The sequence below is a fragment of the Bradyrhizobium sp. USDA 4354 genome, from assembly GCF_054060315.1.
In genome coordinates, this window is sequence record NZ_JBSSDC010000001.1 from 6,583,778 (window position 1) to 6,599,204 (window position 15,427).

The following is a 15,427-nucleotide window of genomic DNA, read 5'->3' on the forward strand; positions in this document are numbered from 1 at the left end:
GCAAGCAAATGGTATGCCACTAAATGCGCCTTCGCCAGCGGGATCTCATCGCCATTCCGGCCGATAGGCACTCAGATAGCGGTCGCCAGCGTCGGCCCGGTCTCGATGTGCGGGATCGCCTCGACCAATTTGCGCGTGTAGTCAGTCTTCGGATTATCGAACAGCGCCCGGCTCTCGCCCTGCTCCACGATGCCGCCATTGCGCAGCACGATGGTGCGATCGCACAGCATGCGCACCACGTTGAGATCGTGGCTGACGAACAGCAGCGCGATGTCGTTCTCGCGCCTGAGGCGGTCGAGCAACTGCAGAACCACCGCCTGAACCGAGACGTCGAGCGCGGCGGTCGGCTCATCCAGCACCAACAGACGCGGCCGGCAGGCGATGGCGCGCGCGATGCCGACCCGGGCCTTCTGCCCTCCGGAGAGCTGATGCGGAAACCGCGGCAACAGATCGAGCGGCAGTCCCACGCGCTCCGCGCACTCTTCGACCCGCTTGCGCAGCGCCTCACCCCCGTGCATGCCGTCGAGCCGTATCAAGGGGTGGGCAATACAATCGAATGCCGTAAAGCGCGGATTCAGGCTCTCGTTCGGATCCTGAAAGACCATCTGGATGTGTTTGCGCAATGGCGAGCGGTGAAAATCGCGCGCCGCGACGTGGCCGATCGAATGCCCGTCGAACACGATGTCGCCTTCGCTCGGGTCGATCAGCCGGCAGATCATCCGCGAGGTCGTGCTCTTGCCGGATCCGGACTCGCCGACCAGGCCGACGCTCTCGCCGCCAGCAATTGTCATCGAAAAGTCGGCGACTGCCGCAGAGCCCTGGTCGAAACGCTTCGCGAGCTTCCGCACCTCCAGCAGCGGCGGTGTCCCGTGTGCGGGCTCCTGCCTCGGCTTGCTGACAACAGCAGAGTAACGCTCCCGCTCCTCCTCGGTCACGAGATCTTCGATCCGGGACGTCGCCGTCGGCGATGCCGCCACCAGGCGCCTCGTATAGGCGTGCTGCGGCGCGCCGAACAGAGTGCTGGGGCTCGCCTCCTCGACGATGCGGCCGCGCTCCATCACGGCGATGCGGCGGCAATAGCGCGCTGCGAGGCCGAGGTCATGCGTGATCAGGATCGTCGCCATGCCGCGCGCGGCGGCGATGTCTGCCAGGAGATCCATCACCACTTTCTGCGTGGTGACGTCGAGCCCGGTGGTCGGCTCGTCGGCGATCAGCAGCGCGGGATTGCAGGAGATCGCGATCGCGATCATGACGCGCTGGCACATGCCGCCGGAGAGCTCGTGCGGATAGGCGTTCATCCGGGCCTCGGGATCGCGGATCTGAACCGCGCGCAACAACTCCAGCGCCTCGGCGCGCGCGGCGTCTTTCGAGATCCGCTTATGGGTGAGGATCGCGTCCGCGATCTGCAGCCCGATCGCGCGGATCGGATTGAGCGCCGCCCGCGGGTTCTGGAAGATCATCGACATCGCGGCGCCCTGCAACTGTCGAAGATCATCGCCCCGGAGCTTCGTCACGTCTTGCCCGCGGAACAGGATCTTGCCGCCGGTGACGCGGCCGGCTGCATCGAGCAGCCGTGTCGTCGCAAAGCCGGTGACCGACTTGCCTGAGCCGCTCTCGCCGACAAGGCCGAGCATCTCGCCGGCCTTGACCGTGAGCGTCACGCCGCGCACGGCCTCGACCATGCCGCGCCGCGTCGAGAACGCGACATGGAGGTCGTCGATCCCTAGCAGTCCCTCGCTCATGTGCGCATCCGGGGATCGAGAATGTCCCGCATCCCGTCGCCGAGGAGATTGAAGCACAGCACCGCCAACATCAGCGCAAGGCCTGGAAAGGCCACCAGCCACCACCGCCCGGTCGAGATGAAGCGCGCGCCCTCCGCGACCATGATGCCCCATTCCGGCGTCGGCGGTTTGACGCCGAGGCCGATGAAGGACAATCCGGCCGCGTTCAGGATGGCCCAGCCGAGATTGAGCGAGATCTGTACCGCCATCGCCGGCAAGATGTTCGGCAGCAGGAAGCGCAGCACCACGGAGAAATGGCTCTCGCCGCAGGCGCGCGCCGCCTCGACCCAGCCGACATTGCGCCTGACGTTCACCTCGGCCCGTGCGAAGCGGATGTAAAAGGGAAGATTGATGATCGCGGTTGCGATCACGATGTTCTCGATCCGGTTGCCCAATGCCGCGACCATCGCCATCGCCAGCACGAACAGCGGAAAGGCCATCATCACGTCGACGAAACGGCCGACGGCGCGATCAAGCCGTCCGCCAGCATAGCCGCAGAACGCGCCGACAACGGCCCCGATCACGAAGGAGATGCCGACGGCCGAGACCGCGATGGCAAGGTCGAGCCGCGCGGCAATGATGAGACGGCTGAACACGTCGCGCCCGAGCTGGTCGGTGCCGGCAATGTGCGTCGCACTCGGCGGCAGCAGGGCCTCCGAGACGTTCGAGGCCACGGGATCGTAAGGCACGATCCACGGCCCGACGATCGCGAGCAGGACGAAGAGCGTCACCCCGGCCGCGGCCACCGCCGTGAGCGGATTGCCGCGCAGGATCCAGACCGAATGGCGGAGAGTTGCGCTGGTCATTCGATCGACACCCTGGGATCGGCGATGCCATAGCAGATATCGACCACGAGATTGACCAGCACGAACAGGCTGGCCATCAGCAGCACGAAGCCCTGCCACAGGCGCATAGTCGGAGGACAGCAGCGCATCGAGCGCGTAGGAGGCCACGCCCGGCCAGGAGAACACCTTCTCCACCAGGACGTTGGCGCCGAGCATGGTCGAGAACACGATGCCGGCGATGGTGATGACGGGCAGGATCGCATTGCGCAGCGCATAGGTCACGACCACCTTGTGCCAGGACAATCCGACCGAGCGCGCGGTGCGCACGAAATCACTGCCGAGCGACACCAGCATCGAGGCCCGCGTGATCCGCGCCAGCGGCGCAATGACGAAAAGGGCCATGCTCACCGCCGGCAAGATCAACTGCTTGCAGGCCGCCCACCAGCCCTCGACATCGCCGGCGAGCAGGAAATCGATCGAGAGAAAGCCGGTGCGCTGCGGCGGCAGCGAGGTGAAGACGTCGATCCGCCCGGTGGGATCAGGCGCAAGCCCGAGCAGATAGTAAAAGACGTAGATCAAGAGCAGGCCCGAGACGAAGGTCGGCACGCAGACACCGAGCGCGCAGAATAGCCGCACGCCGTGATCGATGATCGACCCAGGCCGCAAGGCAGCAACCACGCCGAGCGGGACCGCCGCGATCAGCGCGATCAGGAGCGCAGTGAAGGTGAGCTCCAGCGAGGCCGGCAATCTCTCGCGCAGATCCTTGAGCACCGGCTGTCCCGTCATCATGGAGCGGCCGAGATTGCCGTGGCCGATGTCGGAGAGATAGAGCACGAGCTGCTCCGGCACCGACTTGTTGAGCCCCATTTGCTTGCGGATCTGCTCGATCTCTTCCTTTCCGGCATTGGGCCCCGAGGCGAAGAACACCGCGGGGTCGCCGGGCAGGACGCGCATCAACAGAAAGGTGAAGACAAGCACACCGAACAGTGCCGGCAGCGACGACAAAAGCCGCCTGCCCGCCCGCACCATCGTTGCACCAAGACCGGTCATCACCATTCAGCGTCCCTGCCGGCCGCGGATGTCACTTGCGGCTGACATCGCGATAGTCCACCTGACGATGGAACTCATAGGTGTAGCCTTCGATCGACGACGCCATCACCGCGTCCTGGTTCGGCTGCCACAGCATGATCTGCGGCATCAGGTCGAAATGCATCGCGTTGAGCTTGCGGCCGGCTTCCTCATACTTGGCCTTATCCGGCTCGAAGCGCGCCTCCTGTGCGATCGCGGCAAGGTCGGGATTGTTGATCGAGCTGTAATTCCAGCGCTGATTGCCGGTGTAGAAGTTGCGGTAGAAATAGTCGGTCGACGGCAGCCAGGCGACGATACCCTCGGTGAAGAAGGGCAGCTTCTTCTCGTTGATCTGCGTCGACATCTGTGCATCCGGCAGCTTCTGAATGTCGACCTTGATGCCGATCTTGGCAAGCGACTCCTTGACGAGCGCCGCCATTGGCTCCGCGGTCGAGGACTGGCCGACATTGAAGCTGAACGTGGTCGAGAAGCCTTCCGGAAGTCCCGCAGCCTTCAGATATTCCCTGGCCTTGTCGAGATCCATCTTCACCGGCTGCTGGAACGGATAGATGCCGTTCAGCGGCTTGCCGTCCGGCCAGGTCACGCCGAACAGTGGCGCGCCGCGGCCGAACAGAGCTGCTTTGAACATGTCATCATAGGGCAGCGCATAAGCGATGGCACGGCGCACATTCACGTTGTCGAAGGGCGGAATCTGATTGTTCATCGAGACGTAGGTGATCGCATTGTACTGCGGCGTCGAGATCACCTTGAGCTTGCCCTTGGCCTCCAGCGATTGCACATCGCTGGCCTGCAGATCGACGACGAGATCGGCATCCCCGCGCTCGACCAGATTGGCGCGGGTCGCAGGTTCCGGCACCGACTGGACGATCACGCGCTTGAAGAACGCGGGCTTGTTGGCCGAGCCGCGATTCCAGCTCTCGTCCCGCTTGAGGATCACCTGCTCGCCCGGCTTGAAGGTCTCGACCACATAGGCGCCGCTGCCGGCCGTATGCTCCTTGAGCCATGCGGTGGCCCAGGGATCATCCGGCGTCGCATGCGCCTTGGCGAGCTTCGAGTTGATGATCATGGGATAGACGGTGGCCAGATTCGGCAGTGCGAGCTTGTCCGGCTTGGGCAGCGTCACCTCGATGGTGAGGGGATCGATCACCTTGAACTGATCGGCCGAGGTCAGGGAGCCCGTCAGCAGCTGTGCCTTGCCGAGGATCGGCGCGGTGACGCAGCGGTCAAGCGACCATTTCACGTCCTCGGCGGTGATGGGCGAGCCGTCCTGGAATTTTGCGTCCTTGCGCAGGCGGAAAGTGATCTTCAGCCCGTCAGGACTGACGTCATAGGATTCGGCGAGCTCACCCGTGATGGTGTCGAGATCGAACACCCATTTGCCGTTGAGCTGCTTGCGGCCGAAGGCGACCAGGCGGTCATAGGTGCTCATGCTCAGCGCGAAAGACTCGCGGGTCGAGCCGGGGATGTTGGGATCGAGCGTGTTGACGGCCGAGCCGGTGACGTAGCGCAACGTCTCCGCCCTGGTTTGCGCCTGCGATGGCGCGGTGGCGATCAGCAACAGTGCAGTGGTGGCGAAGACTGAGGTCGCAGACCTGAAAGACACAAAACGCATTCGTTTTCCCTTGAATTTTCGAAGAGGAAGGCCGGCAGACTGGTCAAGAAAGAAGCAAGTTGCGCGCCAATCTCATGGCCCGCGCGTGGGCATGCAACGTCGCGGCGGCGCATGGACGATCATCGCTGCTCCTTTATTGTTCGCGCTTGCCGCGTAACGATGGCCTGCGGCACGTCATAAGCGCCGAGCGAAGCCCAGTGCCGTTCAACATCGGCGCGGAACAGGCCGCGTGTCAGGCCGTTCACCAGCTTGGGTACCGCGGTCGTCATCGCGTTGATCGACGACCCTGATGGACCAAAACTCATGGTGGAGGCGATGGCGAAGAGATGAACGTCCGAGATCCACGGCGTCTTGCCCGGCACGCGCTCGGTGAAGGCATAGTCGTCGGCAAGATAGGGAAAGCGGCCGAGCCGTTCACTGCGTTCGCTCTCGGGGGGCTCGTAACGATCGGCCCAGTTGGCGATGTTGTCAGCGAATCTGGAGAGCTCGGTGCGGCCGGCAAAGTCCATGTCGATGCCGGTGCCGCAGATGACGAAATCGACGGTGATGGCGCCGCGCGGCGTCTGCAATTCGATGCCTTTGCCGGTCTCGCGCGCCGCCTCGACCGGCGCACCCTCGTGCAATGTGAAATTGGCGTGACGCGCGCAACGGTCGTAAGTCGGTTGCGGAAATCCTTCGCGCATCTCGAGGATTTTTCGCATGAAGCGCCAGCGCCAGGCATCGTCGAGATCGCTGAGATGACGCAGAAAGCCGCGAAAGGTCAGCCAGCGATAGGGCTGGATCACCTGGATCTGCGCACGGCGGCACAGCAGGTGCACCTCGGCGGCCCCTGCCTCCAGCGCGGTTGCCGCATTGTCGAAGGCGGAAGCGCCGGCACCGATCACGGCCACGCGCTTGCCGCGCAGGCTTTCGAAATCGATATCGTCGGCGACGGCCGCGACCGAAGTCGCCGGCAGATCGCGAAGCGGCTCCGGAATAGTCCAGCCGCCCATGCCCTCCTGCCCCGTCGCCAGCACAACCTTGCGCGCATAAAGCGTCTCGACCCCTTCGGCATGCTTCACGCGCGCGGCGAGCAGGCCATCGACAGCCGGCGCAATCTCCAGGAGCTCGCAAGCATTGCGCACCGGCAAGCCGATCGTACGCCGCAGCCAGAGCAGATACTCCGCCCAATGCTCGCGCTCGATCAGACCGAGCTGTTGCCAGCTCTCCTCGCCGAAACGGGCTTCGTGCCAGGATTGATAGGTCAGGCTCGGGATATCGAGGTCCGGACCGGTGTAGTCCTTCGGGCTGCGCAGCGTCGGCATGCGGGCATAGGTGAGCCACGGGCCCTCCTTCCCCTCCTCGGCCTTGTCGAGCAACAGGATGTTGCTGACGCGCGAGCGCATCAGGCCAAAGCCGATGGCGATGCCGGACTGGCCCCGCGCCGACGATGAGGACATCCAGCGCCGGCCTGCTATCTGGTCCCGTCTTCGGTTCGAGCCACGCGGCGCCGGGATGCGCGATCCGCGCCAGGTCGGCGCGAATATCGGCTTCGAGCTGGGTGAGCGCCTCACTCATGCCGCGAGCCAGCCTCCGTCGACCACCATCACGGTGCCGGTCGTGAACGACGAGGCATCGCTGGCGAGATGCAGCGCGGCTTGCGCGATCTCCTCGGCCTGGCCGAATCGCTTCATGGCGTGACGGTTGCGCGAGGCTTCACGCACTTCCTCGGAATTGGCGTGCCGGGCAAAGCTGCGGCGAAGCATCGGCGTGTCGATCGCGCCCGGCGCAATCGCGTTGACGCGAATGCCGTCCGTTGCGAAATCCACCGCCATGGTCCGCGTCAGGCTGATGATCGCACCCTTGGCCGCGATATAGGCGCTGTTGCCCTTGCCGCCGGCAATGGCGAGCTGCGAGGCCAGCGTGATGATCGAGCCGCTCTGTTGCCGCTGCATCTGCGGCACGGCGGCCCGCGCCCATAGCCAGGTGCCGCCGACATTGGTGCGAAACACCGCATCCCAGTCTTCCACGCTCGTCGTGAGCACCGTGCCGCCGCAGGAGAAGCCGGCCACCGTCATCAGGATGTCGAGCCCGCTGTGCCGCGCCACGACATCGCCGACAACCGTCTCGGCGAATGCGGCATCGCCGACGTCGCCAGCATGCACGGTTGCTTCGCCGACCAGTCGCCGGGTTTCCTCGAGCCCTGCGGCATCGCGATCGACCAGAGCGAGACGCGCGCCTTCCTCGGAAAACAGTTTTGCGCTGGCGCGGCCGATGCCCGAGCCCGCTCCGGTGATAATGGCCGTGCGCCCCTGCAGCCGCATGTCAGACCCCTTCCCTGTGCTGCATCCACCAGGCGCTCATCGCGGCGGCCGACTCCGCGCAGCCGAACCGCGCGCGCCAGCCGAACTCGTCGGCCATCCGCTTGACCGACATCGGCGCGCGATCCCCGCCGTGGAGCTTGATGAACGTCTTCTCTCCGGGAGACGCGAGCCGACACTCCAGCCCGGGATGCAGCGCCGCAAAGGCCTCGCCCCATTGCAGCGCCGACCAGGCCGCACCGCTGGAGATATTATAGAGCCGGTGCCGCGGCCGCTCGGCTTCGATCAGCACGGCGACGGCTTCGGCGGCGTCCGGGGCGTAGGTCCAATCCTTGATGCCTGGCGCGGGGAGAAGAGCCGGTTCGCCGCGCGTGAACGCGGCAAGAATCTGGAACTGGAGGCTTGGTGTATCACGCACCGCGCCGGCCCGCTCCCAGGGACCGAACACCGCGCTCAACCGGACGCTCAGGAAATCGCCGCCAAAGAGCTCGGCGTGGCGCGCTACGGAGCGTTCCGAAGTGAACTTGCTGATGGCGTAGAACGAGACGGGATCGCAGGGCGTTTCCTCGTCGAGGACCTCGAACCGCCCGCCCGATGCGCCATAGGCCGATGCCGAGCGAGAGATTGACGACCCGGCGAACGCCATGGCGGATCGCGGCTTGCAGGATCGGGATCTGCGCCATGACGTTGATCTCGAGAACACGCACGGGCGATGCCCGTTCGAGGTCATCGCCCGCAGTCACCGCGGCGCCCAGCACGATCGCGTCGCAGCCCTTTGCGACAAGGGCGTCGATGGCTTCTGCGTCGGTGATGTCGCCCTGCACGGGATTGAGCCGTGTGCCGTAGTCGGCAAGAGATCGCTGTGCGGATAACGGCAGCGGCGCACGATCATACAGCGTCACCTCGTGCCCGCGCGCGAGCAGCACTTCGGCCAGATTGAGGCCGACAAAGCCTGTGCCGCCGAAGATGACGATCTTCATCGCGCGCGATCCACCGTCACAGCAGCTTTGCTCCAAAATTCCGTTCCGGATCCATGTCGGCCACGAGCCGGCCGATCGGCTTTGCCGCCTCGCCGCCGCTGCGCGCCAGGAACTTTCCGCTGCCGGCGCTCGCCAGACACTTGTTGCCGTCGACGATCACGCGGCCGCGTGAGAGCACCGACACCGGCCAGCCCTTCAGCTTGCGGCCCGCGAACGGCGTGTAGCCGGCGAGGTCATGCATCATCTCGTCCGCAATGGTGACCTCGCGATTGGGATCCCAGATCGCGATATCGGCGTCGGCGCCGACCGCGATCGAGCCCTTGCGCGGATGCAGATTGTAAATCTTGGCCGGCGCGGTCGCGGTCAGCTCGACGAATTTTTCCAGGCCCAGCCGTCCCTTCGACACCATCGCATCGAACAGCAGCGGCAGCCGCAGCTCCAGTCCCGGCAGGCCGTTGGCGACCTGCTTGAAATTGGGATTGGGGCCGGCGCGCAGCTTGCCGGTCTCATCAAAGCGGTACGGCGCGTGATCGGAGGAGATGGTCTGGAGATCGCCGAGCGAGAGCGCCTGCCACAGCGCCTCCTGATCGGCATGCGTGCGCGGCGGCGGGCTACACATCCACTTTGCACCCTCGGCGCCGGGCTTGTCGAGATCGTTCGCGGTGAGGAACAGATACTGCGGACAGGTCTCGGCGAAGACCTTGAGCCCCTGCCCGCGCGAGTCGCGGATCACCTTGGCGCCCTCGGCGGTGGAGACATGGAAGATCATGATCGGCTGATCGATCAGCGCCGCCATGCCGATCAGCCTGGTGAAGGCTTCCGCTTCCGACACACGGGCATGGCTGACGGCATGGTATTTCGGCATCGTGTAGCCGCGCGAAAGCAGCCGCTTCACCATCCAGGCAATGATGCCGTGGTTTTCGGCATGCGCGCACAGCATCGCACCGGACTGGCGCGCGGCGAGGAGGATGTCGAGCAGCGGCTCGTCGTCGACCTTGAGCCGGTCATAGGTCATGAAGATCTTGATCGAGGCGTGGCCCTGCTTCACCAGCGCAGGAATGTGCTCCTCGACCGTTTCCCTGGTCGCATCCGCAATGATCATGTGGAAGGCATAGTCGATCACGGCGCCCTTCTTCGCCAGTGCGTGATAGTCCTCCACGACCTGCGGCAGCTTCATGCCGACATGCTGCGCGGCGAACGGGATCACTGTGGTCGTGCCGCCGAACGCCGCCGACACGGTGGCGCTCTCGAAGGTATCGGCGTTCATGATGCCGGCGGCCGACAGCTGCTCGATATGGGCGTGGCTGTCGACGCCGCCGGGTAGCACCAGCTTGCCGCGCGCGTCGATCTCGCGCTTGGCTGGGGGAAGTCCGCGGCCGATCGCCGCGATGGTCTCGCCTGAGATGGCGACGTCGGCCTCGAAGACGTCGGTCGTGGTGGCGACGCGGCCGCCTCGGATGATCAGGTCGTAAGCGGGTTCAGTCATGAGGCACTCCGTGATAGGCTCAAGGCACGTACTCGTAATTTCGCAGGAAGACCATCATGTCCCGGCCGCGCATTCTCGTCATCAACCCGAACTCCAACCCTGCGGTCACGCAAGGACTGGAGGATGCGTTGAAGCCGCTCGGTTTCGAGGGCGGGGCCGGAGCTGGTCTGCCGGTCGCTGGCCGAAGGTCCGTTCGGCATCGATAGCCAGGCCGATGTCGACAGCGTCGCGATGCCGCTGCGACGACTGGTCGAAAGCGACAACAGCTCGGCCGCCTTCGTCATCGCCTGCTACAGCGATCCCGGGCTTCAGGTCTGCCGCGAGGGCACTGACCGCCCCGTGTTCGGCATTGCCGAGTGCGGCGTGCTGACGGCGCTTTCGCGCGCCGAAACCTTCGGCGTGATTGCGATCGCGCAGCGCTCGATCCCGCGTCACATGCGCTATCTCAGGCAGATGGGCCTGACCGACCGTCTCGCCGGCGAGCGGCCGCTGAACATGAGCGTTGCGGAAACCGCCTCGGGCGAAGGCACGCTCGCCAGGATGATCGAGGTCGGCCGCGCGCTGCGCGACGAGGACGGTGCCCGCGCCATCGTGATGGGCTGCGCCGGCATGGCGCGCCATCGCCGTCCGCTCGAAGACGCGCTGCGCATTCCCGTGATCGACCCGACACAGGCGGCCGTCACCATAGCGCTGGGTACGGTGCGGTTCTCGGCTCACTAGGCGTCCTTCAGCTCTTTGGTTTCCTGGCGCGCGAGCCATTGCGCATGGCTCTCGCGGACAAGAGCAAACGTGTCCCGCTGCATGGTGTAGAGATTGCCGAACATGCGGCCGATCGGCCGGTAGGCGTCGAGATCGACATACATGTTGGCGGCGTCGATGAGACCCTCGCGGGCGTGAACCCGCAAGACCTCGCCGACCAGCAGCTCGCGATCCGGCGAGAAGTTCAGCACAACGTGGCGCCGGCATTCCAGCGCAAAGGGCGCCGCAGCGAGACGCGGCACATTCACCTCGACGGAGGGAAGTGTCGCAAGCCCCGTCGCGGCGACCTCGCTGTTGCCGGAGGGAAAGTCGACCGCGCAATCGTTCATCGCCACCGACAAGGCCTCATCCACCATGTGCACGACGAACTCGCCGTCGCGATGGATGTTGCGGGTCGTGTCCTTCGGCGAGTGGTCCGGCTTGTGCTGGAGCCCGAGCACGATCAGCGCGGGACTTTCCGAGAACACGTTGAAGAAGCTGAAGGGCGCAGCATTGACCGCGCCGTTCTCGTCCAGCGTCGTCACCAGCGCGATCGGCCGCGGCACGACCACACCGCAAAGCAGCTTGTAGCGATCGCGCGGATCCAGTTCACGCAGTGATATGCCCTTGTCCGCCATCGGCGTCACTTCTCCGGCGGCAGCACCGCGCCGGTCTGGCTGGTGATCAGCCCGTAATGCTCGATGCGGCGGTGGCGGGCGAAATCGAAGATCGTGGTCTTGCCGAAAATGGTGGCGTCGAGATCGCAGGCGTGAACCAGAACCTCATCGCCCTCGGTCCTGGCTTCCGCGACGATCTCGCCGTTGGGATCGACGATCAGGCTGCCGCCGAATAACGGGTGGCCGTCCTCGACGCCGGCCTTGGCCACTGCGACCACCCAGGTCGCGTTCTGATAGGCGCCGGCCTGCACCGAGAGGCGATTGTGGAACAGGCGCTTCTCGATGCCCTCCTCGCTCTTCTCCGCATTCACCGACGGCGTGTTGTAGCCGATCAGCACCATCTCGACGCCCTGCAGGCCCATGACGCGATAGGTCTCGGGCCAACGGCGATCGTTGCAGATCGCCATGCCGATGATGCCGCCCAGCTCACGCCAGACGTTGAAGCCGAGATCGCCCGGCTCGAAATAGCGCTTCTCCAGGTGCTGATGCGAGCGCTTGGTGTCGTATTCCACATGGCCGGGCAAATGGACCTTGCGGTATTTGCCAACGATCGTGCCGGATTTATCCGTGAGGATCGCGGTGTTGAAATGATGACCGTCCGGCGTCAGCTCCGCATAGCCAAAGTTCATCGCGATTCCGTGCTGCGCGGCGCGCTCGAACAGCGGCCTCGTCGCCGCATTCGGCATCTCGCGCTCGAACCAGATGTCGAACTCGGCCCGGTCCTCGACATACCAGCGCGGGAAGAACGTCGTCAGCGCCAATTCGGGATACACAATCAAGTCGGCGCCCTTGCTCTTGGCCTCGTCCATCAGCGCGATCATGCGCTTGACCACGGCCTCGCGGCTGTCGGCCTTCTGGATCGGGCCCATCTGGGCGGCAGCAACTTTGACGATACGCATCAGCGATTTCCTGGTGATCTCTCGGGGGAGGCAGCGGCTTTAGGGATGTTCCGGCGCACGCAGCATAACGCAGCCTCGCGCCGATTTTCCAGCCAAGCAGCTTTCATGCCGTCCGCCCCCATTCGGCGTCCTGCAAAAGCCGCCAGTTGATCTTGTTGCTGGCGGTGCGCGGCAGGGACTCGACGAAGACGACGGCACGCGGTGCCTTGTAGCTCGCCATCGCGCCCCGCGCCCAGCCGACGATGTCGTCCGCGGACGTCGTTGCGCGCGCGGCTTCATCCAGCACCACCAGCGCCTTGACCGTCTCGCCGCGGTAATCGTCCGGCGCCGAAACGATGCAGCACTCCCGGATGGCGCGGTTCTGGTACATCGCCGCCTCGACCTCGGCCGGCCACACCTTGAAGCCGCTGACATTGATCATCCGCTTCAGGCGGTCGACGGCGAAGAAATAGCCTTCAGCATCGCGATAGCCGAGATCGCCCGTGCGCAGGAACCGCTTGCCGTCGCGTTCGATGAAGGCTTCGGCATCCGCCTCCGGCCTGTTCCAATAACCCTGCAGCACCTGCGGCCCATGCACGACGATCTCGCCGACGACATTGTCGTCGAGCTCGATCAGGCTTTCGGGGTCGATGATCCTCGCGTCGGTCTCCTGCACAGCGATGCCGAGGCACTGCGGCTTCGGCGCCGCCATCGGATTGAGATGGGTCGGCGACATCGTCTCCGTCATGCCGTAGCCCTCGACGAAATCGAGGCCGAACCGCCCCTTCAGCCGTTCGGCGACCGCCGTCGGCATCGCCGCGCCGCCGCCGGTCAGCACCTTGAGCTTCGCAAAGCATCTGTCGCGGAAGCTGGCGCTTGCGAGCACGTCGACGATCATGGTCGGCGCCGCATTCCAGAACGTCACCCCATAGGTCTCGAACAGGTCCGGCAAGAGATCCTTGTCCCAGCGCGCCATCAGCAGCAGCGTGGCGCCGGTGACGATGGCGGCATTCATCGAACCCTGCATGCCCGCAACATGGAACAAAGGCATGAAGCCAGTCATCACGTCACCACCGTCCAGTCCGTACCAGCGCGCCTGCAGCACGGCGGTGAACAGCGCGCTGCGATGAGTGTGCATGCACGCCTTGGGCTTGCCTGTCGTGCCCGAGGTGTAAGGCAGGATCATGAGATCGTCCGGCCCGGCCTCCATCGCGCCCGGCTGCAGGCCTTGCGCGATCGCGAGCGACCAGGGATGCCAGCCCGGCGATGACGGCACCTCCGACGGCGCTTCGGTCACGCAGAGCGGCAGCGTATAGGGCGTGCCCGCTGGAACTTCGTCGCGATACTGCGCGACGATCGCATGTATGATGGCATCGCCCACCAGCGGCGCAAAGATCTCAGTCAACTCGCTGCCGATGATCGCGATTCTGGCACCGCTATCCGCGGCGAGATACGCGATCTCCGCGGTCTTGTTCATGGGATTGACCGGGACGATAACAGCGTCCGCCCGCATTACCGCATAATAGGAGATGATATATTGCGGCGAGTTCTGCAGCGCGATCATGACGCGGTCGCCGCGCTTGATGCCGCAAACTCTTTGCAGAAAGCCGGCCATCGCATCGACGCGGTCGCGCAACTCGGCGTAGCTCAGGCTCGCGCCGTAAAACACCGTCGCCGGATGCGAGGGACGATCATCCGCCGCGCGCGCCAGCGCGTCGTACAACGTTCCCGACGGCATCGCGAGATGCCAGGGCTCATCCGCCGGCCAGGCCGGCGAGCGACGAGGTGCTGCGTGGTCGGCGGTCACCCGTGCTCCTTGTCGGCGATGTCGAGGCCATGGTCGAGCGCATCGAGCAGCAGCGTAGCCTCGCGTTCGGAGATCACCAGCGGCGGCGCCAGGAACAGCGAGGTCTGCTCGCCGCTGGTCCCGATCACCGCGCCCGCCTCCAGCGCCCGCTCCGCGACGCGCGAGGCGATCGGCACCTCCGTGGTGTCGGCCTGCCATGTGCGCCAATCCGGGCCGTGCAGCTCCACCGTCCAGTGCAGCCCCTGCCCGGCCACGCGCTGCACGCTCGGATGCTTTTGCGCGATCGCGAGCAGGCGTCGGGCGAACAGCTTCTCCAGGTTTTGCACGTGCTCCAGAATCCTGTCGTCGGTGACGACCTTCAGGTAGGCGCTGACGGCAGCCATGCTGATCGGATGGCCGCGGAGCGTGCCGTAGTTCTGCCAGCTCGTGCCCTTGAGCCGCTCGACGATGTCCTTGGACACCACGACCGCAGCCACCGCCGCCGCGCCGCCGCCGAGCGACTTGCCGAGCGTCACGATGTCGGGGCGGCTCTGCGCGCCCTGGAATGCGAACCAGCGACCTGCGCGACCGGCACCGGTGACGACCTCGTCGGCGATCCAATACGAGCCGGCCTGCCGCACACAGCGCGCCACCTCGTCCTGATAGGCGCCGTCGTAGTAGATGCCGCCTTGCGTGTAGTCGATGATCGTTGCCGCCGTGTCCGAGAGCAGCCGCGTGGCATCGGCGAGATATTCGCTCGGCGGGGTGTTGTTGGCCGGCGCGCCATAGATCGCGCCATCCGGCGCCGGCAGGATCCGCACCGGGGCCATCGGCGCCGGCAGCTTCGAACCACCGGCGTGCACCGCAAGACCCCCGTGCCATTGCGGCTGCACCGTCATGCTGCGCGACAGGCCGGTGATGCCGTGATAGGCGCGCTCGCGCGTCGCCAGCGCCGAGCGCTGCGTCAACGCCTGGCAGAGCGACAGCGCCATGTCGTTGGCCTCGCTGCCGCTGATGCAGAAGCGCACCGCACCGACCCAGTCCTCCTCGCCCTTGAACGCCGTCGTCATGAGATCGTCGGCGGCCTGCTCGCGTCCGACCCAGGTCCAGCCTTCGTTGACGACCGGCGTATCCGCCGCACGGCGGATCGCCTCCACCATCGCGGGATGGCGATGGCCAAGGCCGCCGCCGGTGTTGCTGCCGTCGATCAGCTCGCGGCCGTCCGCAAGATGAAAGTAGACGCCCTCGCCGCCGACCACGGCCATCGGCGCGCTGTCGCCCGCATTCAGCCCGGTTCGCAACAATCTGCTCATCG

The 15,427-nt window shown here is 65.3% G+C and carries 9 protein-coding genes and 4 pseudogenes; 1 reads left to right on the forward strand and 12 read right to left on the reverse strand.

Annotated features, from left to right (window positions below; translation table 11 throughout):
* Positions 1-71: 71 nt before the first annotated feature.
* The 8 genes and pseudogenes from nikE to hydA all read right to left on the reverse strand — a co-directional run bounded on the left by nikE (position 72) and on the right by hydA (position 10,033).
* Positions 72-1,742 (reverse strand): nickel ABC transporter ATP-binding protein NikE, encoded by a 1,671-nt coding sequence (nikE, locus tag ACVIIV_RS30780; protein ID WP_456747530.1) that lies wholly within the window; start codon positions 1,740-1,742, stop codon positions 72-74.
* The gene (locus ACVIIV_RS30785) at positions 1,739-2,587 is read right to left on the reverse strand and encodes an ABC transporter permease (RefSeq protein ID WP_456747531.1); all 849 of its coding nucleotides are present in this window, start codon (positions 2,585-2,587) and stop codon (positions 1,739-1,741) included. Before ACVIIV_RS30785 ends, nikE begins: the two co-directional genes overlap by 4 nt.
* Positions 2,584-3,616 (reverse strand): annotated as a pseudogene (locus ACVIIV_RS30790) (ABC transporter permease). Before ACVIIV_RS30790 ends, ACVIIV_RS30785 begins: the two are co-directional and overlap by 4 nt.
* A 31-nt stretch (positions 3,617-3,647) precedes the next feature.
* Positions 3,648-5,267: an ABC transporter substrate-binding protein gene (locus tag ACVIIV_RS30795; protein WP_456747532.1), complete on the reverse strand. Its 1,620-nt coding sequence runs from the start codon at positions 5,265-5,267 to the stop codon at positions 3,648-3,650.
* A gap of 119 nt (positions 5,268-5,386) precedes the next feature.
* Positions 5,387-6,824, reverse strand: a pseudogene (locus ACVIIV_RS30800) (NAD(P)-binding domain-containing protein).
* Positions 6,821-7,570, reverse strand: a complete 750-nt coding sequence (locus ACVIIV_RS30805) for an SDR family oxidoreductase (protein WP_456747533.1) — start codon at positions 7,568-7,570, stop codon at positions 6,821-6,823. Before ACVIIV_RS30805 ends, ACVIIV_RS30800 begins: the two are co-directional and overlap by 4 nt.
* A 1-nt stretch (position 7,571) precedes the next feature.
* Positions 7,572-8,547 (reverse strand): annotated as a pseudogene (locus ACVIIV_RS30810) (NAD-dependent epimerase/dehydratase family protein).
* A gap of 16 nt (positions 8,548-8,563) precedes the next feature.
* On the reverse strand, positions 8,564-10,033 hold the full coding sequence (gene hydA, locus ACVIIV_RS30815) for a dihydropyrimidinase (RefSeq protein WP_456747534.1): 1,470 nt from the start codon (positions 10,031-10,033) through the stop codon (positions 8,564-8,566).
* Between the two features lie 56 nt (positions 10,034-10,089).
* On the opposite strand from hydA, the pseudogene ACVIIV_RS30820 reads away from it, so the two are divergent.
* A pseudogene (locus ACVIIV_RS30820) lies at positions 10,090-10,753 on the forward strand (aspartate/glutamate racemase family protein).
* Here the strand turns inward: ACVIIV_RS30820 and ACVIIV_RS30825 are convergent.
* From ACVIIV_RS30825 to ACVIIV_RS30840, 4 genes are all read right to left on the reverse strand, one after another.
* Positions 10,750-11,409, reverse strand: coding sequence for a flavin reductase family protein (locus ACVIIV_RS30825; protein WP_456747535.1), 660 nt, complete (start codon positions 11,407-11,409; stop codon positions 10,750-10,752). The pseudogene ACVIIV_RS30820 and the gene ACVIIV_RS30825 sit on opposite strands and share 4 nt — an antisense overlap.
* 5 nt (positions 11,410-11,414) lie before the next feature.
* A complete protein-coding gene (locus ACVIIV_RS30830; protein WP_456747536.1) occupies positions 11,415-12,347 on the reverse strand; it encodes an N-carbamoyl-D-amino-acid hydrolase in 933 nt (310 codons plus the stop codon).
* A 103-nt stretch (positions 12,348-12,450) separates the two neighbouring features.
* Positions 12,451-14,133 (reverse strand): long-chain-fatty-acid--CoA ligase, encoded by a 1,683-nt coding sequence (locus ACVIIV_RS30835; RefSeq protein WP_456747537.1) that lies wholly within the window; start codon positions 14,131-14,133, stop codon positions 12,451-12,453.
* The gene (locus ACVIIV_RS30840) at positions 14,130-15,425 is read right to left on the reverse strand and encodes an aminotransferase class III-fold pyridoxal phosphate-dependent enzyme (protein WP_456747538.1); all 1,296 of its coding nucleotides are present in this window, start codon (positions 15,423-15,425) and stop codon (positions 14,130-14,132) included. The genes ACVIIV_RS30835 and ACVIIV_RS30840 overlap by 4 nt, the downstream gene beginning before the upstream one ends.
* Positions 15,426-15,427 lie beyond the last annotated feature (2 nt).

What these genes read in the sequence shown, in the direction of transcription:
- nikE (WP_456747530.1), bottom strand. Translation starts at nt 1,742, where the DNA reads ATGAGCGAGGGACTGCTAGGGATCGACGACCTCCATGTCGCGTTCTCG.
- ACVIIV_RS30785 (WP_456747531.1), bottom strand. Translation starts at nt 2,587, where the DNA reads ATGACCAGCGCAACTCTCCGCCATTCGGTCTGGATCCTGCGCGGCAAT.
- ACVIIV_RS30795 (WP_456747532.1), bottom strand. Translation starts at nt 5,267, where the DNA reads ATGCGTTTTGTGTCTTTCAGGTCTGCGACCTCAGTCTTCGCCACCACT.
- ACVIIV_RS30805 (WP_456747533.1), bottom strand. Translation starts at nt 7,570, where the DNA reads ATGCGGCTGCAGGGGCGCACGGCCATTATCACCGGAGCGGGCTCGGGC.
- hydA (WP_456747534.1), bottom strand. Translation starts at nt 10,033, where the DNA reads ATGACTGAACCCGCTTACGACCTGATCATCCGAGGCGGCCGCGTCGCC.
- ACVIIV_RS30825 (WP_456747535.1), bottom strand. Translation starts at nt 11,409, where the DNA reads ATGGCGGACAAGGGCATATCACTGCGTGAACTGGATCCGCGCGATCGC.
- ACVIIV_RS30830 (WP_456747536.1), bottom strand. Translation starts at nt 12,347, where the DNA reads ATGCGTATCGTCAAAGTTGCTGCCGCCCAGATGGGCCCGATCCAGAAG.
- ACVIIV_RS30840 (WP_456747538.1), bottom strand. Translation starts at nt 15,425, where the DNA reads ATGAGCAGATTGTTGCGAACCGGGCTGAATGCGGGCGACAGCGCGCCG.